Raw genomic sequence first — 15,589 nt, 5'->3', positions numbered from 1 at the left:
GGCCCATCACTCCATTATGATTACTCCACTACCCTTCGGGTTCCTCTCGATGAGCTCCTCAATGGTGAGGACCTCTCCACCGGCCTCGACTATCTTCTTCTTGGCCGTCTCGCTGAACTTCCAGGCGGCAACGGTGACCTTGTGCTCGAGCTTTCCAGCGCCAAGGACGCTTCCCGGGACGATGACGATGTCGCCCTCCTTGGTGTAGCGGTTGATCCTGCTGACGTTCACTTCAGCCCTCTGCCTCCTGGGCCTCTCAAGGCGCCAGGCGATATCCTTCCATATCCTAACGCCTTCCTCGTTCGACTTCTTTCTGAGGTAGCGGATGAGCCTCCTCAAGTTTACGTCAGTTGGTCCGGTTCTCTTAACCATGAACATACCTCCTCAAAGCTCTCGCAGGGAAACCGACAGTTTAACGGGGTGAGCGTAAATACTGGTGCGGGGGCGGGGATTTGAACCCCGGAACCCCTACGGGACGGGACCCTGAATCCCGCGCCTTTGGCCAGGCTCGGCTACCCCCGCGTCAGTCGGCTAATTTATGGAGCTCGTTTATAAATCTATCGCTCTTCCTCATGAGGATTTTGAGGGCTATGGTCACGATTTCCTCAACGGGGAGTTCTCCGTTTGTCTCGACGGTAAAGACGAACGAACCAGGGACTATCTCCTCGCGTATCTTATCACCTACGTACTCGTCGAACTTCCTCGGCAGGTAGAAGGCCTTGGTGGTGGTTATGACCAGTTCCCCGTCGGTCTCTTCAACCGGCAGACCGCGCCTCTCGGCGAGGGCCTTGAGTTCCTTCCAGTCCGGAACCTCCTTGTCCACGTGTATCCTCGTGAGGTACTTGTAGTACACGAAGCCCGGCTGCCACTTGGCGTGATCCTTTCCGCGGCCGAGCTTGGCGTAGGCGTTGAGGGTAAGCTTTTGCCCCTCGGCGAGCTTGACTATCGGAATGTCTGGGTTGGCGGGCTTTACACCTTCATCGTCGCTTTTCAGGTCGCCGGAGTAAACCATTCCCGGCCCCTCTGCTTCGAGGGACAACGTAACGGTGTAATCGTCCAGCTCGAGGGAGTCGAGAGAAAACCTCTCGTGAGGCGTGGTGAGGGGTATCATAGCGAGCCTGTGGGCGATTATCTCATCGAACAGGGCAGAGTCGTTTTCAAAGAACTCGACCTCATCCACGGCGAAGGTGGGAACCTCTGCAAGAATAGTCCTCCTGAGGGCGTTTGCAAAGGCAACGTCAACTCCACGGAGGATGAACTTCATCGAGTCCTCCCGCTTTTCAAGAACCTCAAACTCCGGCTTCACAACCTTGCTCATTGGCATCACCAAAAAAAGAAGTTGTGGGATCAGACGCGCCTACCCCTTCTTCCGCCCTTCGGCCTGGTGCCGTCGTGCGGAATCGGGGTGACGTCCTCAACCCTCCCGATCCTGAGGCCTGCCCTGGCGAGGGCACGGATGGCCGCCTGGGCACCCGGACCGGGGCTCTTGCTCTTGCTTCCTCCCGGAGCGCGGACCTTGATGTGGACGCCGACAAAGCCCTTCTCCATGGCCTCTTCGGCGGCCCTTCTTGCCGCGATCATAGCCGCGTACGGGGAGGGCTCGTCCCTGTCGGCCTTGACGACCATACCACCGCTCCACCTGCTGACCGTCTCGGCTCCGGTGAGGTCGGTGATGTGGATGATGGTGTTGTTGTATGAGGAGTAGATGTGCGCAACTCCCCACTTCTCCTTCTTCTTTATGTTAACCTGCTGGGTCTGCTCCTCGCTCATGCCTCACCACCCTGCTTAGCCTGTTCAATAACCATCCTCTCGGGGTGGCTCTCCTTGGCGAAGGGAGAGTTCTTCGCGTAGGTGATAGTGTCTTCCTCCTCCTTGAGGACGAGGTAACCCGGAGAGCGGATGACCTGGCCGTTTACTTCTATGTGACCGTGGACTATGAGCTGCCTGGCCTGTCCAATGGTCCTGGCGAGGCCCTTCTTGAAGACCACCGTCTGAAGGCGCCTGTCGAGAACGTCCTCAACGGTAAGTGAGAGAACGTCATCGAGCACCGCATCGGCCGGGAGAAGGCCAAGCCTGTTAAGCCTCTGGAGGAGCTGAACCTTCTCAATCTCGGCCTGCTTTCCACGAGCCGCGAGAAGGCGCCTCGCCCTTCTCCTGAACTCCTTGAGCTGGGTCTCGTGGCGCCAGAGCTCCTTCTTGTTCTTAAGGGCGTACTTCTTCATGAGGACTCTCTCACGGTCGAGTCTCTCCTTAATCCAAGGGTGAGAGGGAGTCTCATACCTCTTCCTCTGCCTCTTTGGGTCTCCCATTTACACCACCTCACTTCACTTCTTCTTCCTGCTAACACCAAGGGTGGTGCCGTGCCTGAAGTTCGACCTCGTCCTCTGGCCGCGGACGGGCAGACCGCGCTCAAGTCTTATGCCGCGGTAGGACTTGATCCTGCGGAGCCTGTTAACGTCCTCACGCCAGGCCATGGCAAGCTTGGCGGTGACAAGGTGCATGTCCTTACCGGTCTCGTAGTCCTTCGGCCTGTTGACTGCCCAAGCCGGGATTCCATGGGCAACCGGGTCTTCGAGTATCTTCTCAATCTCCTTGACCTGCTCGTCAGTGAGGTAGCCCGCCTTCATGAACGGGTCTATCCCTGCCACCCTGAGCACCATAGTCGCGAAGTTTATGCCTATACCCCTGATGCCCGTGAGGGCCCATCTCAGCTGCTTATTTCCGTCCAAATCAACTCCCGCTACACGGACGATGTGTCTGAAGTTGTCCGTCATTACTAATACACCTCCATCTCAATCCTTCGTAGAGGATTTTGGCGCCGGGACGGGGATTTGAACCCCGGTGTCCAAGCGGACACGGGCTCTCAAGGCCCGCGCCATCCCAGGCTAGGCGATCCCGGCATATACGCGATAGCCAGACCCCTTAGCCAGCTCTCTCACTTCAGTGAAGTGGTCATCCATTAGAGCCTTAATATACTTTGCCCCCTGCTTTGTCTTGATAACGAGCTGCAGGAGGCCTCCATCGTTGAGATGCTGGGGAGCGTTTATAACTATTTCCCTCAGGATGTCCTTACCAGCGTGGACGGGAGGGTTTGTGATGATAGTGTCGAACTTTTCTCCCTTAACGGGCTCGTAGAGACTGCCCCAGCGAACTTCAGCGTTCCTAACACTGTTGATTTTTAAATTTTTCCTCGCCAGGTTCAGAGCCCTCCTGTTAACGTCGGTCATGACCACGTAGTCCACAAACCGGGACGCGACGATGCCAATGGCACCGTAGCCACAGCCCAGATCCAGGGCGCGCCACTTCTCGTCCAGCACCATGCTTTCTATCAGCAGCTCGGTTCCTCTGTCTAGCTTCCCGAAGGAGAATACACCACTTGCCGTGATGAACTTGAAGCAGTGACCTCTGATGCAGACCTCTATCGTCTTGGTCTTCAACGGCGTGTTTGGCTCTTCGGAGTAGTAGTGGCTCATGGTCGGGGATATGGAGAGGGGTTTATCAACCTTTGCTTGCACAATGTCTGAGAAAAGAAGGGAAAATACAACCACGCACTCACTTAGCCCAAAGTTTGGGATACCACTCCCTCGGCATGAAGACCTTGTCAACATCGACGGCTATGCCCTTGCTCTTCTGGAGCATCTCGCCGCTCGTCATCGTGGCCTTGCCGAGTGCCACCAGCTCGTCCTTGAGGGTCATTATGGCAACCAAATCGCCCTTCTTGATGCCCTTGTTGAGCTTGACTATGCCCGGAACGGCTAAATCAGCACCGTGGGTGACCGCCGCAACGGCGGAGTCCCTTATCCACACCTTGGGGAGGTGTTCAACCGCCTTCTCCATCGGCTGTATCGCCTTCCTGAAGTACTCCTCAATCCCATCCTCCTTCCAGAAGTGGTAGTAGTCAACGAGGTCGTGGAGCGTGACGAGGGTTTCGTCCTCCTTAAAGGGCCCGCTTCTAGTTCTCCTCAGCTCGGCCATGTGCGCTCCAACCCCGAGTGCAAGGCCGAAGTGGTGGATGAGTGATCTTATGTATGTTCCAGCCTCGACGCCAACGCGGAAGAGAACGTCCCTGCCGTCTATCTCAAGCACCTCGATGTAGTAGACCTTCCTCGTCCTCAGCCTTCTCTTGACCGCACTCCTGAGCGGTGGTCTTTGGATTATCTCGCCCTCGAACTCCTTCATGACGGCCCTTATTCTGTCCTCGGGAACGTCGCCGTGGAGGTGCATTAGAGCAACGTACTCCTTACCTGCAGGAAGTAGGGCCTGGACCACTCTGGTTGCCCGTTCAAGCGCGACCGGGAGGATTCCGCTGACCTTCGGGTCAAGGGTCCCCCCGTGGCCGGCTTTGCTGAGGTTGAATAGCCTCTTGACCCAGGCAACGACCTCGTGGCTCGTCGGCCCCGGTGGCTTGTCGAGGTTTATTATGCCGAACTGCATGTGCATCTCCATGGGCCTCTTCTCGGGCGGAAAGCCCCACTTTGGATTCGTCTCGGCCTTCTCGTCCTTGATCAGGACCTCTCGCTTTATGTCGGCAGGCAAAATCCTCCTGACTTCGTCCCTCGCCATGAGCATCACCCGGTGAGCGTTATCGCCCTAATTTAGTCTTCGAGTTTATAAACCTGAGCTAGTATTTGAAGTGGTATGTGAAGACCGGCCAGTTGGGCAGGTACTTAACAAGCTTCAGATAGCCGGGCACGAAGACTTCCCTTTTGCCCTTATCGAGCCCTCTCAGTATAGCATCCACGACTCTTTGGGGCTCTATTGAGCCCTTCGGGACCCTACCATTCCAGAAACTTGTCTTAACCTGCTTGGGGTACACCCTCATGACATGGATTCCCCTAGCCCCTAGCTCCCGCTCAAGGTTTATGGTTAGATAGTGGAGCGCGGCCTTGGCGGCGCAGTAGGATGGCAGTTCAGGGACGCTGATGAAGGCAACACCGCTGATTACGAACACTACGGTCGAGCCCTTTGGGAGCATTGGGATGAGAGCCTTCGTGAGCTCCACGGGCGCGAGGGTGTTTACCCTGAACAGGTTCTCCAGCTCCTCCCTTGAGTGCTCAAGAAGGGGTTTCCTCAAAGCGAAACCCGCGTTGTTTACAAGAAGGTCAACTCTTTCAACACCGAGCCTCCCAAGCCCTTCCAGGACTGTATCCGAAAAATTCTCCTTACTCAGATCTGCGACTATGTATTCAAAGGACAGTAACTCATCCCGGAGTTTACGAAGCTTCTCCTCATTTCTGGCCACACCAACAACCCTATAGCCCCTCTCAATGAGCTTCTCAACAAGGAGTCTCCCAAGTCCACCAGTTGGGCCTGTTATAAGTGCAGTTTTCATGAAACCACCATGAAAACTTGAGAACAAGGACTTAAAAGCGTTGAGAAGTTAAGAAGCGGCCGAAGGCCGCTGTATCACTCAAGGCTTATTCCAGCCTGCTCGAGAGCGGCCTTGACGGCCTCGTCGTCGGCGCCGCGCTCAATGTTGACCTTCTCCGGAAGGGGCTCGAGGTGCTTGACGTTCATCCTCCTGCGCTTGACCTTGTTGAGGCCAGCGCCGGTAACGAGGACGAAGTTCCTGTCAATGACGTCAACAACGACGACCTTCTGGCCGGCCCTCCTGCCGGCGATAACAACGGCAAGCCTTCCAACTTCCATAGCAGGCATTCATACCACCTCCGCTTTTTTGTTGCCCGGGTTTGAACCCGACCCCGCGTCACCGTCGGGGTACAGGTGGTCGATGGCGGCCTTCACAATGGCGAAGACGCCATCAGGATTCCAGTGGGCCGTATTAATGATTAAATCGTAAATCGACTTGTCGTCGATGTCAATCCCGTAGAGGTTTAAATACCTTTTCCTGTTGCTCTTTTCTCTCTCGGCAATTTGAACGAAGGCCTCCTCAACGGAGATGCCTTCCCGCCTGGCAACCCTCTTGGCGCGCTCCATTATGGGCGCGTCGAGCCATATTCTCAGATCAGCTTCCTTTACCATCCAGCCGGCCAGGCGGCCCTCTATAACGACGTTACACTCTTTGGCTGCCTCAACCTGTCTCCTGTCAACCTCCCTGTCTATCTCAGGGTGAAGTTCGGCGTACTCCTGAAACTCCTGCAGGGTCATTCCCCTCTCCTTCGCCATCTGGCGGAAGATGAGTCCCGCGTATATGTGCTTGAACCCGTAGTGCCTGGCAAGATTCCTGCATAGGGTTGTGGTTCCCGAACCGGCTAAGCCGCTGACTGTGATGACGAGGCAGCCCTTCGGCATGGAAACACCTTCAGAGGGCAATGCCGGCCCTGACCTGGGCCTTCATGACCTTCCTCATGCAGCTCGGGCAGAGGTTCGGGTAGGGCCTCTCCGGCCTCTTTGCGGTCTTCGGGAGCTTCCTGAGTTCACTGGGCCTTCCACGCGGGACGCCGTTGAGCGGCCTTCCGCACATGGCACAGTGGGCAACCTTTGGCTTCCTCCTCTCGAAGTGTATGACCGTCCTTCCACCCGGAGTCCTGACGTATTTCCTCTTCCATGACCTTGACCTGTACATAGGCTTCATTCCTCTCACCTCGGCTTTCCTTTTTGGGAATCGTTTTTAAATTTAACTCATATCAAGGAGCTTCCTAAGTATCATGCCAACGGCATAGCTTGTCAGGAAGTACCATCCGATGTAGCCGAGTTCGCTCGCTGGCAGACCCGAGTGATACATCCTGTGGAACCAGTCAAACACGAAGAAATTAAACGGGGCCTTGGCTATGCCGACTTCAACGTACCATCTCCTGAGCCAGCCGAAGAATATCCAGAATATCGGCAGGGTCAGAAGGGTAACCTTGAACATTGTGTCCTTCATTACCTCACTCTGGAGCCTCATAAGCTCCATCTGCTCCTGCTGAAGCTTTCTGAGCTTCTTTTCGTCCTTTGATGCCTGGGCCTCCCGGTATTTCTTCTGGAACTCCTTGCTCTTCTTCTGAAGGAGCTTCGTCTTCTCCTGATCCACCAGGAAGTAGTTCATGAGAGTAAAGAAGACACCGAGTATGGCACCTGCTATCGTGACCACCACTATCGGGTGGTACGCCTGTATGAGCGGTCCAAATACACTGTCAAGGAAAGAGTATATCCCCTCAATCATATTCTCCCACCGCCAGGTCAAGCACTTCAACAAGCTCGTGGACGGCCTCCTCAAGGCCCTTGTCCTCGTGGTTCTCAATAATCTTTATGAGCGCGTTTGAGTGCATAGCGTAGCTCACAGCCGCCGCGCGGTTCAAGTCCTGGTGCCTCTGTATCTGCTCCTCCGTTTCAACATCACGGTCGCGCTTCAGGTCACGGAGGCGCCTTCCAAGTATCTCGCTTGGATTCGCTTCTATTATCACTATGAAGTTGGGGTTTATGATTTCTATAACCTCCCTGGGGAAACCAAGCAGGTAGCCGACTGGAGTCCTTATGGTGGCGTGGGTGTCTATGAGCACCGGCTCACTCTGGGATATCTCAACTATTCTCCTCGCGGCCTTTAGCTGAAGCTCCTTCTGGACGTTGGGGTTGAGCTTCCTCATCTCGTCCCTGTGCTTCACCAGCCCAGATTTCAGCGCCTCATCGAACATAAGGTCCCCGAAATTGACCAGCCTGAACTTGGCACGGGACTTCTTGAGTGCCAGTCGAGTGATAGTGCTCTTACCCACCCCTGGAATCCCTGTTATCATGACCACAAACGGCATCGCGCTCACCCAGGAAGGTTTCTGGAAGAAATAACCGAACCAGGTTTAAAAGGTTTTGTGAAAAAAAGAAAGTGCTCACTTGGTGAAGAACTTCCTCAACGCCGGGAACATCTCCGTCGCCTGCTCTCTGGCTATCTCCTCGTAGAACCTGTAGAGGATGCCGACCGTAAGCAGTATTCCAGTTCCCGTACCGAGGGCGCCGAGGAAGTCTGCGAGCACCGCCACGATTGCCAGGGTGAAGGAACCCCAGAATGTAACGTATGGTATGTACCTGTTGAGCACCCTTTCGAGTATTCTCGGATCCCTCCTGAATCCGGGTATCTGAAGTCCAGCGTTCTGGAGCTGTCTGGCTATACTTTTGGCGTCGAGGCCCGTCAGCTCGACCCATAGGAACCCGAATATTATGGCCCAGAATATCGTCATCAGAGCGTAGACGAGGGCCCTTCCAGGATCAGCTATGACGTGGTAGATGTCTCTGGGCGGGTAGAGGTACGTGACGAGACCGCTCAGTGGGTTACCGTTCTGGTCAAAGGTTCCGAGGAAGGTATAGCCGTAGTTGTTAAGGAGCCTGGCCCAGAGCTGGACGTTGGCGTAAAGGGCGAAGGTTAGGATGATGGGTATGTTGCTCACGTACATGAACCTTATCGGATACCTTCCGCGGACTGTGACGCGGCCATAGCTGAGGGGTATCTCAACGCGCATGCTCTCGAGGTAAACGACGACGAGGAACACTACTATGGTTGCCAGAACGTCCATTATGTCGGGTAGTGTGCCCCTGTAGAGGGCTCCCGTTAGATCGCCGTGGATGAGGTGCTGTATGAACGCCGGAATGGCACCGATAATGGCGGGACCGCCCGTAACCGGGTCGATGTACTGACTGGTGGTAAACGGGTTAAGGGACTTGACAATGACCGTCTGGGAAACACCCGCGGCGATGAAGAGGCTGATACCGCTCCCTATGCCCCACTTGCTGACCAGCTCATCGAGGAGGATGAGCAGGGTCGATGCAAAGCCGAGCTGGAGTATGATGAGTATTCCAAGGCCTAACCCTATGTAGACGGCACCTCCTGGTGTGGAAACCGTCTGGAACGCTCCTATTCCCGTATCAACCTTCCCAAACGCACCGGCGAAGACGTATATGGCGGCCTCAAAGAAGCTCATGAAGACTGCAAAGAGCTTCTGGGCGGCCTGATAAAACCTCCTATCCTCGTGATTTGAGAGATCGAGGTGAACGATTTCAGACCCGACGAGAAGCTGCATGATGATACTCGCGGTAACGATGGGGCCGATACCGAGGGTAAGAAGAGAACCGCTCCTTCCGGCAAGCACGAACCTCAGAGTGGCGAAGTAGTCCTGGATGTTCTCCGGAATTCCGTAAAGCGGAATTTCGGCGAGTACGAAGTAGAGCAGCAGGGCAAGTCCGGTCCACATGAATTTCTCTTTGAGGGGTACGTGCCTCTTGGGCCTCTCAACCTCAGGAAAGTATCTTTCCAGGGCGTAGATGATGTCCCTTGCTTTCCCCATGATTAACACCCGCCAGAAGTTAAATTAAAGGAATCAGGCGAGGAGAACCTCGCCGCCAACGGCCTTGATCTTCTCCTCGGCCTTCGGGGTGACGTAGTAGGCCTTGATGACCAGAGGTCTGGTGAGCCTGCCAGTTCCAAGAACCTTGTCGACGCCGAGCTGGGTGGTGTCGACGATTATCTTCCCTTCCTCCTCGTAGGCTATTCCAGCGTCGAGGAAGAGCTGGAGGTTCTCGTCGATGTCGCTGAGGTTTATGGTCTGCGGAGTGTACTGAACCGCTTTGGGCCTGTGGAAGCCGCGCTTGCCGAGGTGGTCGGGGGCGTACTTGATGGTCCAGGTGAACTTCTGATCCTTCCTCTTTCCGGTTCCAGCCATTCCCTTACCACCCTTGCTTCCACCGCCGCGGTGCTTCTTCTTGCAACCCCATCCGTGAGTGTGACTTCCGCGGAGCTTCCTAACCTTCTTCTTTCTCCTTATCATCTCTCGCCACCTCAGAGCATTCTCTCAATGAGCTCGTTTATCTTCTCGCCGCGATAGCCGAGCGCCCCGCCTTCCTTGAAGCTGCGCTTCTTGCTACCCTTAAGTCCTCCCCTCGGCGGGTGGAGCCTGAAGACGGGCTTGATGTTCGGGAGGTCAGTGAGCTTCATCTCGCCGCTGACCACCTTCTCGGCGAACTCGTCGATGGTCATTCCGAGCTTCTCCTTGACGTACTCATCAGTGACAGGCTTGTTGCCGATGAGCCTGCCGCGCTTCCTGATGAGCTCCGCAAGGGTCTCCTTGTTGATCTCGCCCCAGGTTATGTAGTCCTTGACCTTCTGAACCATACCCTTGTAGCTCGGGGTGTCGTCGACGAGGACGAGGTGGTTTATTCTGTGGAGGCGGAGCATGGCGAGGGTATCCCTCACTTCACCCTTCGCCCTTATCCCGCTCCTAAGCCTGATGAGCGCTAACTTAGCCATCTCCTCTCACCTCACTCAACCTGGAAGTTCGCTGACATCTCCCTTCCGACGATTATGCCGTAGCGCTCGATGTCCTCTGGCTTGACGGCGACGCTGTTGGTGTTGTAGAGCGCGTTGAAAACGGCCTTGGCGAAGTTAACGGTGGTTCTCGTCTCACCGAGGGTCTGGGACCAGACGTCCTGAACGCCGGCCAGGGAAAGGATCTTCTTGCCGACGTCACCGATGACCAGTCCAAGACCACGCGGTCCCGGCATGAGCTTGACCTTAACGCTACCCTCCTTGCCCTCGACGGCGAACGGGATTGAGTGCGGCCTCCTGCACCTACACTCCCAGCTTCCACAGCCGCGCTTGATCTCGATGATGTTCATCTTTGCATAGTCAATGGCCTTCCTGATGGCTATTCCAACCTCCTTGCCGTGGCCGATTCCAAGGCCGACGTAGCCGTCCCTGTTGCCCACAGCGGCAAGAACCCTGAAGCGGATCCTCCTGCCGCTGTCGGTCATTCTCACGGTCAGGGCTATGTCGAGCACTTCCTGGTTCTCCCTGAGGTTGACCTCCGGAAGGAGGACATCGACTATCTCGGGCTCCTTTATCTGGTAGCCCTTCCTGAATATCTCGTGAATGTCAGTTATCTGGCCCTCCTTGACAAGCTTGCCGAGCTTGGTCCTCGGCTCCCACTCCTCAAGAACGCGCTGGGCCATCTCTCTCGGGTCGCTCATTCTCTCGCCCCCTCAAACTTCTCGATTATCTTGGCCTTAACCTCTTCAAAGTGCTCGGGGAGCTTCTCGGGCTCGAGGCCCCTCACGAGGTAACCGCCGAACTGCTTCCTATACAGGCTCTCGTCCTCCTCCTTGAGTGCCTTGGCGTAGTTGGCAACGTGCTCGCCGTTTATCCTGTAGTCCTCAGGGTAGATCTCCTCGCTGTGAGGAACGTTGAGTCCAGCGTCAACGGCACCCTTGAGGACTGCGAAGATTGAGCTTCCCTTGGTCGGCGGGTGAAGGCCTATGTCGAGGATGGCCTCCTCGATGCCGGCCTTCTTGGCCTTGTAACCTATGAGGAGACCGAGCAGGTAAGCCGACGGGGTGTTGCCGCCGTGACCCTTCCAGCCGAAGTCCCTCATGAGCTCCCTGGTGTGGGCGGAAACGAGGGTCCTGTCGCCCTTGGGGTCGTAAACGACTATCTGCGCTATGTGGTGGTTGAGGGTCTTCCTCACGACAAGCCTGGGCTTGCCGGACTTGAGGAGCGCGAGCCTCTTGTGATAGTTAGTCTTACCCTCTCTCCTCCTTCTGAACGGAACCCTATACCTCGGTCCGTGTGCCATCTCTCTCACCTCACTCCTTCAAGATACCGTGCTCCTGCATGAACATGTAGAGCTGCCTCTTGTTCTTGAACTGGCCGCCCTTGGCCCTGATGTAGAGTCTCCTGTAGGTGTGCTCGTCGAGCTTGCCCTCGGCCTTGAGCTTCCTGAGCTCCTTCCTGAGGGCCCTTATGGTCATCATCCAGCGCTCCTTCTTGCCCATCCTGGCTGTCTTCTTACCCTTCTTGCTTCCCGGGCCGCGGTGCCTGCCCTTCTTCCGGGCCTCCTGGAATGCCCTTGCCCTGGCCCTGCTCTGGCCCTTGATGGGCTTCTTCTTTATGACGCCGTCGTTGATGAGCCTCTTGACGTCCTCTCTGGTTATAGCGGCGGCCACGTCGTCTATCCTCTCCGGGTCTATCCAGACCCTGTTCTCACCGCACTTCAACAAATCAGCGGCAATCCTTCTCTGCATCTTGAGCATAAGCCCCACCTCACGGGTTGAGTACCTTCACTCCAAGCTCCTTGGCCTTGGCAAGTATGGCCTCTCTCTTCCTCGCGCCGACGGTTCTTGCTATCCTCGCCGCCTGCCTGCTCGGGTCGATGGCCTCAAGCTCTCTGACGTTGTGGACGAGAACCTCCTCATAGCCGCTCGGGTGGAGTCCGCGAACGGCCCTGGGTGAACTCCAGCCTATGCTCGGTGAGCGCGGCTTGCCCTTCTTCTTGAGCCTCATCTTGCTGTCGATTCCCTTAGGCCTTCTCCACTTGGGGTTGTTCTTGAACTTCGGATAGCGCCACCACTCCTGGCGAAGGAAGCGGGGCTTCTTCCTCTTGATCCTGGCCCTTATCCTAAGGAGTCTCGCCTTCTCGTTCATTTCTCACACCTCAGAACCTTATCGGCTTGCCAGCCTTCTCAACGATGTAAACTCCATCCTGGAAGACGCGCCTGTCCCACTTGGTTATCCTCGTAGCCTGTTCGATGTTGGCAGCGGTCTGGCCCACAGCTTCTTTGTCTATGCCCTCGACGATGACCTCCTGACCGCGAACCTTGACGGTGACTCCGGGGAGTATCTTGGCCCTCCTCGGATTCTTCTCACCGAGGAAGTTCTCTATGAGTACCTCGTCCCCCTGGACCTTTATGGTCATGGGGAAGTGGCTGTAGACGGCCTTCAGCTTGTATGTGAAGCCCTCCGTGACGCCCTTGATCATGTTGGCTATGTGCGCCCTAAAAGTCCTCGCTATGGCTATGTCCCTCCTCCTCGGGAACTCCTTGAAGACGACGACCTTGCCGTCCTCGGTGAATATCTTGACACCCGGATAGCTGAACTCCCTCTCAAGCTCGCCCTTGGGCCCTTTGACCTTGACAACGTTGTTCTCAACGGTGACTTCAACGCCCTCTGGGATCTCAACCTCTTCCCTTACCCACGCGTCTATCGGCATCTCTCTCACCTCAGTAGACGTAGGCTATCAGTCTGCCGCCAATTCCCTTCTCGATTGCCTCTTTGTGGGTCATAACACCCTGGGAGGTCGAGACTATGAGGATACCGAACTCGAAGGCCGGAAGGAACCTCTTCTCCCAGGCCTCGTACTCCCTAGCCTTGACCGGGAAGCGCGGCTTTATTGCTCCAGCCTTGTTGATCTTACCTATGAGCTGCACCCTGTAGATGCCGGCCCTTCCGTCGTCAATGAACTCAAACTCGCCGATGTAGCCGTTCTCCTGCATAACCCTGAGGACCTCTCCCATGAGTTTGGAGGCCGGCTTGAGGTAGACCTCCTTCTTTCCAACCCTCTCGCTGTTGGTTATGTGGGAGAGAGCGTTCGCCAGCGGATCAAGCAGAGTCATCTCATCTCACCTCACTCGTACTTCTTAAAGCCCAGTTTGGGGGCTATCTCTCTAAAGCAGTGTCTGCAGAGCATGAGGCCGTGTATCCTGATCACCGGGCCGTACTGGCCGCAGCGCACGCACCTTCTCGCGCCCTTCCCAAACTTCCTGGGCTTCCTCTTGTTGTAGTCAGCCTTCGCCATCTCACAATCCCTCCACCTTGGCCTTCAACTCCTCAATAGCGAAGACGATACCTTCTTCTTTGGCCAGCTTGTGCTTGGTCGGGAGCTTCTTCCTCTGCCTCTTCCTCTTGGCGACCCTGAAGCCAGGTCTCTCGAGGGTAACGCAGACGTCCATACCGAAGATTCCTATCTCGGGGTCGTACTCGACGCCCGGGATGTTGATGTGCTCCTGAATTCCAAAGCAGAAGTTGCCGTGCTCGTCGAAGTTGCTCACATTGAGCTTCCTGTCAACGGCTTCCAGGAGCCTGTCGAGCATCTGATAGGCCTTCTCGCCGCGGAGTGTGACCTTCACTGCTATCGGCTCTCCGCGCCTGATTCCAAAGTCCCTGTTGGTCTGCTTGGCCCTCCTCCTGATCGGCTTCTGGCCGACGAGCCCCTCAAGCATCGTCTCAGCCTTAGTCAAGCGCTCACCGCTCTCGCCAACTCCAATGTTTATGGTGACCTTGGCAATCCTGGGCTTCCTCATCGGGTGAGCTTCCCAGTCTGCAAGGATAGCCTCTCTGTTGATCTGCATCTCATCTCACCTCACGGAAGGGAAATCTCCGGCTTGTCCTTACCAACGACGAAGGCGTACTCCTTCAGGGTGTCGAAGAGCTCACCATTCTCGTCCTCGATGGTGACGACGTCCGGCCATCCCATCGGGAACTGCCTGACCTCAACGATCTTACCCTTCCTCGCGACGTTCTTACCTTGGGTAACGAAGACGTAGGAGCCAACCTCAAACGGGAGGACCTCGATGACCTCCCTCTCGGGGACCTTCATGAGGACGGTGTAAGCGGTCATGTACCTGTCCTTCTCGTCCATGGTGACGAGGTGGTTGCTTCCGTCGTGGAGGTTGAGCTGAACCTTCGCGCCCTTGACCATGCGCTTGTTGCTTATCCTGAGCGGCTTTATGTTGGCTTCCTTCTCGCTTATCGGGTGGAGTATGAGCTTTCCTATCCTGTTTGGAAGGACCCTGTAGTGCTCTCCGGTCTCGGGGATGGATATGACGTCCATTATGCCGACCGGGAACTTGTAGTCCTTCCTAACACGGCCGTCAACGAGGACCTTGCCCTCGTTGAGGATCTTCCTCGCCTCTCTCGCGGTCCTTGCGTAGCCGAGGTAGTCCCTAACTATGTAGAGCAGCGGTATGGAGGTCTTCATGCTGTGCGGGCCCGGCCTCGGCCTGACCGCCCACTTGTACTCCTTCCTGTGGATGTACCACTGAGTGGGAGCGGCAAGCCTCTTAAGGTGCCTCTTAGCTCCTTTTCTCGCCATCAACCAGCCCTCCTACTAATTATCTTCTCCCTCTTCTCATCGTCGAGGTTGAGCTCGATTATCATAACGTTCGACGGGTGGAGCGGGTAGAACACCTCGGTTCCGTCGGTCTTCTTGTGGGTGACGCCCTCGACGTGTATCCTGTACCTCTTGAGGTCGAGCTCAACGACCTTGCCTTCCTTGCCCTTGAAGTCGCCGCGCATGACCCTAACCTTGTCGCCAACCCTAATCGGGATGCTCCTTATGCCGTACTTGTTCCTGAGCTCGGGGCTCAGGGTGGCTGCCATTATCTTGCTCCTAAGGTGAAGGGGAGCGGTGTGGAGGAACTTCCTCTGCTTCCTCGGCTGTTTAGTATCGAGCTTCATCATTCTCACCTCACAACACTATGCTCGCTATGCTGCCGAGCCTAACCCACCTCTCGGCAGCCTCTCTAGCGATGGCACCCCTGATCTCAGTTCCCCTCGGGACACCTTCAGGGGTGACTATCGCCGCCGCGTTATCCTCGAACTTGACACGCATACCGTCAAGCCTGCGGTACTCCTTCCTCTGCCTGACCACGACGGCCCTGACGACCTGGTGCCTTATGTCCGGCCTTCCCTTCTTGACGGTGGCTATGACCATGTCGCCGACACCCGCGCTGGCGAGCCTCCTCCTCGTTCCCTTGTAGCCGACGACACCAATGATCTGGATGACCTTGGCACCGCTGTTGTCGGCGACATTGAGGTATGCACCGACCGGAAGAGCACGAGTTGGCCTGACGGGGCTAATTCCTCTCGTAGCACCTGCACCTTTCTTCGCCATCT

27 protein-coding genes and 2 tRNA genes are annotated in these 15,589 nt (G+C 56.0%); all 29 read right to left on the bottom strand.

The features are described from left to right. Positions 1-6 precede the first annotated feature (6 nt). The 29 genes from A3L08_RS04245 to A3L08_RS04105 all read right to left on the bottom strand — a co-directional run bounded on the left by A3L08_RS04245 (position 7) and on the right by A3L08_RS04105 (position 15,587). Positions 7-372, bottom strand: a complete 366-nt coding sequence (locus tag A3L08_RS04245; protein WP_088853848.1) for a 50S ribosomal protein L18e — start codon at positions 370-372, stop codon at positions 7-9. A 62-nt stretch (positions 373-434) separates the two neighbouring features. Then, a tRNA-Leu gene (locus A3L08_RS04240) sits at positions 435-522 on the bottom strand. A 1-nt stretch (position 523) separates the two neighbouring features. Next, positions 524-1,318 (bottom strand): DNA-directed RNA polymerase subunit D, encoded by a 795-nt coding sequence (locus A3L08_RS04235; protein WP_198362147.1) that lies wholly within the window; start codon positions 1,316-1,318, stop codon positions 524-526. A gap of 29 nt (positions 1,319-1,347) precedes the next feature. Beyond that, positions 1,348-1,770 carry a 30S ribosomal protein S11 gene (locus A3L08_RS04230; protein ID WP_088853847.1) on the bottom strand — a complete coding sequence of 141 codons (423 nt, stop codon included), beginning with the start codon at positions 1,768-1,770 and terminating at the stop codon, positions 1,348-1,350. Further along, entirely contained in the window at positions 1,767-2,309 is a 543-nt protein-coding gene (locus tag A3L08_RS04225; RefSeq protein ID WP_088853846.1) for a 30S ribosomal protein S4, read from the bottom strand. Before A3L08_RS04225 ends, A3L08_RS04230 begins: the two co-directional genes overlap by 4 nt. 15 nt (positions 2,310-2,324) lie before the next feature. After that, positions 2,325-2,774, bottom strand: a complete 450-nt coding sequence (locus A3L08_RS04220) for a 30S ribosomal protein S13 (RefSeq protein ID WP_088853845.1) — start codon at positions 2,772-2,774, stop codon at positions 2,325-2,327. Positions 2,775-2,813: 39 nt separating this feature from the next. Further along, a tRNA-Ser gene (locus A3L08_RS04215) sits at positions 2,814-2,900 on the bottom strand. Further along, positions 2,886-3,473 carry a class I SAM-dependent methyltransferase gene (locus A3L08_RS04210; RefSeq protein WP_088854886.1) on the bottom strand — a complete coding sequence of 196 codons (588 nt, stop codon included), beginning with the start codon at positions 3,471-3,473 and terminating at the stop codon, positions 2,886-2,888. The genes A3L08_RS04215 and A3L08_RS04210 overlap by 15 nt, the downstream gene beginning before the upstream one ends. A 79-nt stretch (positions 3,474-3,552) precedes the next feature. Beyond that, positions 3,553-4,563 (bottom strand): RNA-guided pseudouridylation complex pseudouridine synthase subunit Cbf5, encoded by a 1,011-nt coding sequence (locus A3L08_RS04205; protein ID WP_088853844.1) that lies wholly within the window; start codon positions 4,561-4,563, stop codon positions 3,553-3,555. Between the two features lie 58 nt (positions 4,564-4,621). Continuing rightward, a complete protein-coding gene (locus A3L08_RS04200) occupies positions 4,622-5,332 on the bottom strand; it encodes an SDR family NAD(P)-dependent oxidoreductase (RefSeq protein WP_088853843.1) in 711 nt (236 codons plus the stop codon). A gap of 74 nt (positions 5,333-5,406) precedes the next feature. After that, complete coding sequence (locus tag A3L08_RS04195) at positions 5,407-5,658, bottom strand: 50S ribosomal protein L14e (protein WP_088853842.1); 252 nt, start codon at positions 5,656-5,658, stop codon at positions 5,407-5,409. After that, positions 5,659-6,252, bottom strand: a complete 594-nt coding sequence (gene cmk, locus A3L08_RS04190) for a (d)CMP kinase (RefSeq protein ID WP_088853841.1) — start codon at positions 6,250-6,252, stop codon at positions 5,659-5,661. A gap of 10 nt (positions 6,253-6,262) precedes the next feature. After that, a complete protein-coding gene (locus A3L08_RS04185) occupies positions 6,263-6,535 on the bottom strand; it encodes a 50S ribosomal protein L34e (protein WP_088853840.1) in 273 nt (90 codons plus the stop codon). A 42-nt stretch (positions 6,536-6,577) separates the two neighbouring features. Beyond that, positions 6,578-7,105 carry a DUF106 domain-containing protein gene (locus tag A3L08_RS04180; protein ID WP_088853839.1) on the bottom strand — a complete coding sequence of 176 codons (528 nt, stop codon included), beginning with the start codon at positions 7,103-7,105 and terminating at the stop codon, positions 6,578-6,580. Beyond that, complete coding sequence (locus tag A3L08_RS04175; protein ID WP_088853838.1) at positions 7,098-7,688, bottom strand: adenylate kinase; 591 nt, start codon at positions 7,686-7,688, stop codon at positions 7,098-7,100. The genes A3L08_RS04180 and A3L08_RS04175 overlap by 8 nt, the downstream gene beginning before the upstream one ends. A gap of 75 nt (positions 7,689-7,763) precedes the next feature. Continuing rightward, on the bottom strand, positions 7,764-9,212 hold the full coding sequence (gene secY / locus A3L08_RS04170; protein ID WP_088853837.1) for a preprotein translocase subunit SecY: 1,449 nt from the start codon (positions 9,210-9,212) through the stop codon (positions 7,764-7,766). A gap of 33 nt (positions 9,213-9,245) precedes the next feature. Then, positions 9,246-9,692: an uL15m family ribosomal protein gene (locus A3L08_RS04165; protein WP_088853836.1), complete on the bottom strand. Its 447-nt coding sequence runs from the start codon at positions 9,690-9,692 to the stop codon at positions 9,246-9,248. A gap of 11 nt (positions 9,693-9,703) precedes the next feature. Further along, complete coding sequence (locus A3L08_RS04160) at positions 9,704-10,171, bottom strand: 50S ribosomal protein L30 (RefSeq protein WP_088853835.1); 468 nt, start codon at positions 10,169-10,171, stop codon at positions 9,704-9,706. 11 nt (positions 10,172-10,182) lie between these two features. Continuing rightward, positions 10,183-10,890 carry a 30S ribosomal protein S5 gene (rpsE, locus tag A3L08_RS04155; RefSeq protein ID WP_088853834.1) on the bottom strand — a complete coding sequence of 236 codons (708 nt, stop codon included), beginning with the start codon at positions 10,888-10,890 and terminating at the stop codon, positions 10,183-10,185. Beyond that, on the bottom strand, positions 10,887-11,492 hold the full coding sequence (locus A3L08_RS04150; protein WP_088853833.1) for a 50S ribosomal protein L18: 606 nt from the start codon (positions 11,490-11,492) through the stop codon (positions 10,887-10,889). The genes rpsE and A3L08_RS04150 overlap by 4 nt, the downstream gene beginning before the upstream one ends. 10 nt (positions 11,493-11,502) lie before the next feature. Continuing rightward, positions 11,503-11,949 carry a 50S ribosomal protein L19e gene (locus tag A3L08_RS04145; protein WP_088853832.1) on the bottom strand — a complete coding sequence of 149 codons (447 nt, stop codon included), beginning with the start codon at positions 11,947-11,949 and terminating at the stop codon, positions 11,503-11,505. Positions 11,950-11,959: 10 nt separating this feature from the next. Beyond that, positions 11,960-12,340, bottom strand: a complete 381-nt coding sequence (locus A3L08_RS04140) for a 50S ribosomal protein L32e (protein WP_088853831.1) — start codon at positions 12,338-12,340, stop codon at positions 11,960-11,962. Between the two features lie 10 nt (positions 12,341-12,350). Next, a complete protein-coding gene (locus tag A3L08_RS04135; protein WP_088853830.1) occupies positions 12,351-12,905 on the bottom strand; it encodes a 50S ribosomal protein L6 in 555 nt (184 codons plus the stop codon). A gap of 10 nt (positions 12,906-12,915) precedes the next feature. Continuing rightward, a complete protein-coding gene (locus A3L08_RS04130; protein ID WP_088179855.1) occupies positions 12,916-13,308 on the bottom strand; it encodes a 30S ribosomal protein S8 in 393 nt (130 codons plus the stop codon). Positions 13,309-13,319: 11 nt separating this feature from the next. Beyond that, positions 13,320-13,490, bottom strand: a complete 171-nt coding sequence (locus tag A3L08_RS04125; protein WP_088853829.1) for a 30S ribosomal protein S14 — start codon at positions 13,488-13,490, stop codon at positions 13,320-13,322. A 1-nt stretch (position 13,491) separates the two neighbouring features. Then, the gene (locus tag A3L08_RS04120; protein ID WP_088853828.1) at positions 13,492-14,043 is read right to left on the bottom strand and encodes a 50S ribosomal protein L5; all 552 of its coding nucleotides are present in this window, start codon (positions 14,041-14,043) and stop codon (positions 13,492-13,494) included. Positions 14,044-14,054: 11 nt separating this feature from the next. After that, a complete protein-coding gene (locus tag A3L08_RS04115; protein ID WP_088853827.1) occupies positions 14,055-14,786 on the bottom strand; it encodes a 30S ribosomal protein S4e in 732 nt (243 codons plus the stop codon). Next, entirely contained in the window at positions 14,786-15,151 is a 366-nt protein-coding gene (rplX, locus tag A3L08_RS04110) for a 50S ribosomal protein L24 (RefSeq protein WP_088853826.1), read from the bottom strand. The genes A3L08_RS04115 and rplX overlap by 1 nt, the downstream gene beginning before the upstream one ends. 10 nt (positions 15,152-15,161) lie before the next feature. Continuing rightward, complete coding sequence (locus A3L08_RS04105; RefSeq protein WP_088853825.1) at positions 15,162-15,587, bottom strand: 50S ribosomal protein L14; 426 nt, start codon at positions 15,585-15,587, stop codon at positions 15,162-15,164. Positions 15,588-15,589: the final 2 nt, after the last annotated feature.

This window comes from Thermococcus pacificus, assembly GCF_002214485.1.
GTDB lineage: Archaea > Methanobacteriota_B > Thermococci > Thermococcales > Thermococcaceae > Thermococcus > Thermococcus pacificus.
Note: the sequence above shows the minus strand (reverse complement) of the source record. Positions and strands in the feature narration are given on the sequence as shown.

Excerpts from the sequence above, each read along its gene's own strand:
- A3L08_RS04245 (WP_088853848.1), bottom strand. The coding sequence starts at position 372 with ATGGTTAAGAGAACCGGACCAACTGACGTAAACTTGAGGAGGCTCATC.
- A3L08_RS04235 (WP_198362147.1), bottom strand. The coding sequence starts at position 1,318 with ATGAGCAAGGTTGTGAAGCCGGAGTTTGAGGTTCTTGAAAAGCGGGAG.
- A3L08_RS04230 (WP_088853847.1), bottom strand. The coding sequence starts at position 1,770 with ATGAGCGAGGAGCAGACCCAGCAGGTTAACATAAAGAAGAAGGAGAAG.
- A3L08_RS04225 (WP_088853846.1), bottom strand. The coding sequence starts at position 2,309 with ATGGGAGACCCAAAGAGGCAGAGGAAGAGGTATGAGACTCCCTCTCAC.
- A3L08_RS04220 (WP_088853845.1), bottom strand. The coding sequence starts at position 2,774 with ATGACGGACAACTTCAGACACATCGTCCGTGTAGCGGGAGTTGATTTG.
- A3L08_RS04210 (WP_088854886.1), bottom strand. The coding sequence starts at position 3,473 with ATGAGCCACTACTACTCCGAAGAGCCAAACACGCCGTTGAAGACCAAG.
- A3L08_RS04205 (WP_088853844.1), bottom strand. The coding sequence starts at position 4,563 with ATGGCGAGGGACGAAGTCAGGAGGATTTTGCCTGCCGACATAAAGCGA.
- A3L08_RS04200 (WP_088853843.1), bottom strand. The coding sequence starts at position 5,332 with ATGAAAACTGCACTTATAACAGGCCCAACTGGTGGACTTGGGAGACTC.
- A3L08_RS04195 (WP_088853842.1), bottom strand. The coding sequence starts at position 5,658 with ATGCCTGCTATGGAAGTTGGAAGGCTTGCCGTTGTTATCGCCGGCAGG.
- cmk (WP_088853841.1), bottom strand. The coding sequence starts at position 6,252 with ATGCCGAAGGGCTGCCTCGTCATCACAGTCAGCGGCTTAGCCGGTTCG.
- A3L08_RS04185 (WP_088853840.1), bottom strand. The coding sequence starts at position 6,535 with ATGAAGCCTATGTACAGGTCAAGGTCATGGAAGAGGAAATACGTCAGG.
- A3L08_RS04180 (WP_088853839.1), bottom strand. The coding sequence starts at position 7,105 with ATGATTGAGGGGATATACTCTTTCCTTGACAGTGTATTTGGACCGCTC.
- A3L08_RS04175 (WP_088853838.1), bottom strand. The coding sequence starts at position 7,688 with ATGCCGTTTGTGGTCATGATAACAGGGATTCCAGGGGTGGGTAAGAGC.
- secY (WP_088853837.1), bottom strand. The coding sequence starts at position 9,212 with ATGGGGAAAGCAAGGGACATCATCTACGCCCTGGAAAGATACTTTCCT.
- A3L08_RS04165 (WP_088853836.1), bottom strand. The coding sequence starts at position 9,692 with ATGATAAGGAGAAAGAAGAAGGTTAGGAAGCTCCGCGGAAGTCACACT.
- A3L08_RS04160 (WP_088853835.1), bottom strand. The coding sequence starts at position 10,171 with ATGGCTAAGTTAGCGCTCATCAGGCTTAGGAGCGGGATAAGGGCGAAG.
- rpsE (WP_088853834.1), bottom strand. The coding sequence starts at position 10,890 with ATGAGCGACCCGAGAGAGATGGCCCAGCGCGTTCTTGAGGAGTGGGAG.
- A3L08_RS04150 (WP_088853833.1), bottom strand. The coding sequence starts at position 11,492 with ATGGCACACGGACCGAGGTATAGGGTTCCGTTCAGAAGGAGGAGAGAG.
- A3L08_RS04145 (WP_088853832.1), bottom strand. The coding sequence starts at position 11,949 with ATGCTCAAGATGCAGAGAAGGATTGCCGCTGATTTGTTGAAGTGCGGT.
- A3L08_RS04140 (WP_088853831.1), bottom strand. The coding sequence starts at position 12,340 with ATGAACGAGAAGGCGAGACTCCTTAGGATAAGGGCCAGGATCAAGAGG.
- A3L08_RS04135 (WP_088853830.1), bottom strand. The coding sequence starts at position 12,905 with ATGCCGATAGACGCGTGGGTAAGGGAAGAGGTTGAGATCCCAGAGGGC.
- A3L08_RS04130 (WP_088179855.1), bottom strand. The coding sequence starts at position 13,308 with ATGACTCTGCTTGATCCGCTGGCGAACGCTCTCTCCCACATAACCAAC.
- A3L08_RS04125 (WP_088853829.1), bottom strand. The coding sequence starts at position 13,490 with ATGGCGAAGGCTGACTACAACAAGAGGAAGCCCAGGAAGTTTGGGAAG.
- A3L08_RS04120 (WP_088853828.1), bottom strand. The coding sequence starts at position 14,043 with ATGCAGATCAACAGAGAGGCTATCCTTGCAGACTGGGAAGCTCACCCG.
- A3L08_RS04115 (WP_088853827.1), bottom strand. The coding sequence starts at position 14,786 with ATGGCGAGAAAAGGAGCTAAGAGGCACCTTAAGAGGCTTGCCGCTCCC.
- rplX (WP_088853826.1), bottom strand. The coding sequence starts at position 15,151 with ATGAAGCTCGATACTAAACAGCCGAGGAAGCAGAGGAAGTTCCTCCAC.
- A3L08_RS04105 (WP_088853825.1), bottom strand. The coding sequence starts at position 15,587 with ATGGCGAAGAAAGGTGCAGGTGCTACGAGAGGAATTAGCCCCGTCAGG.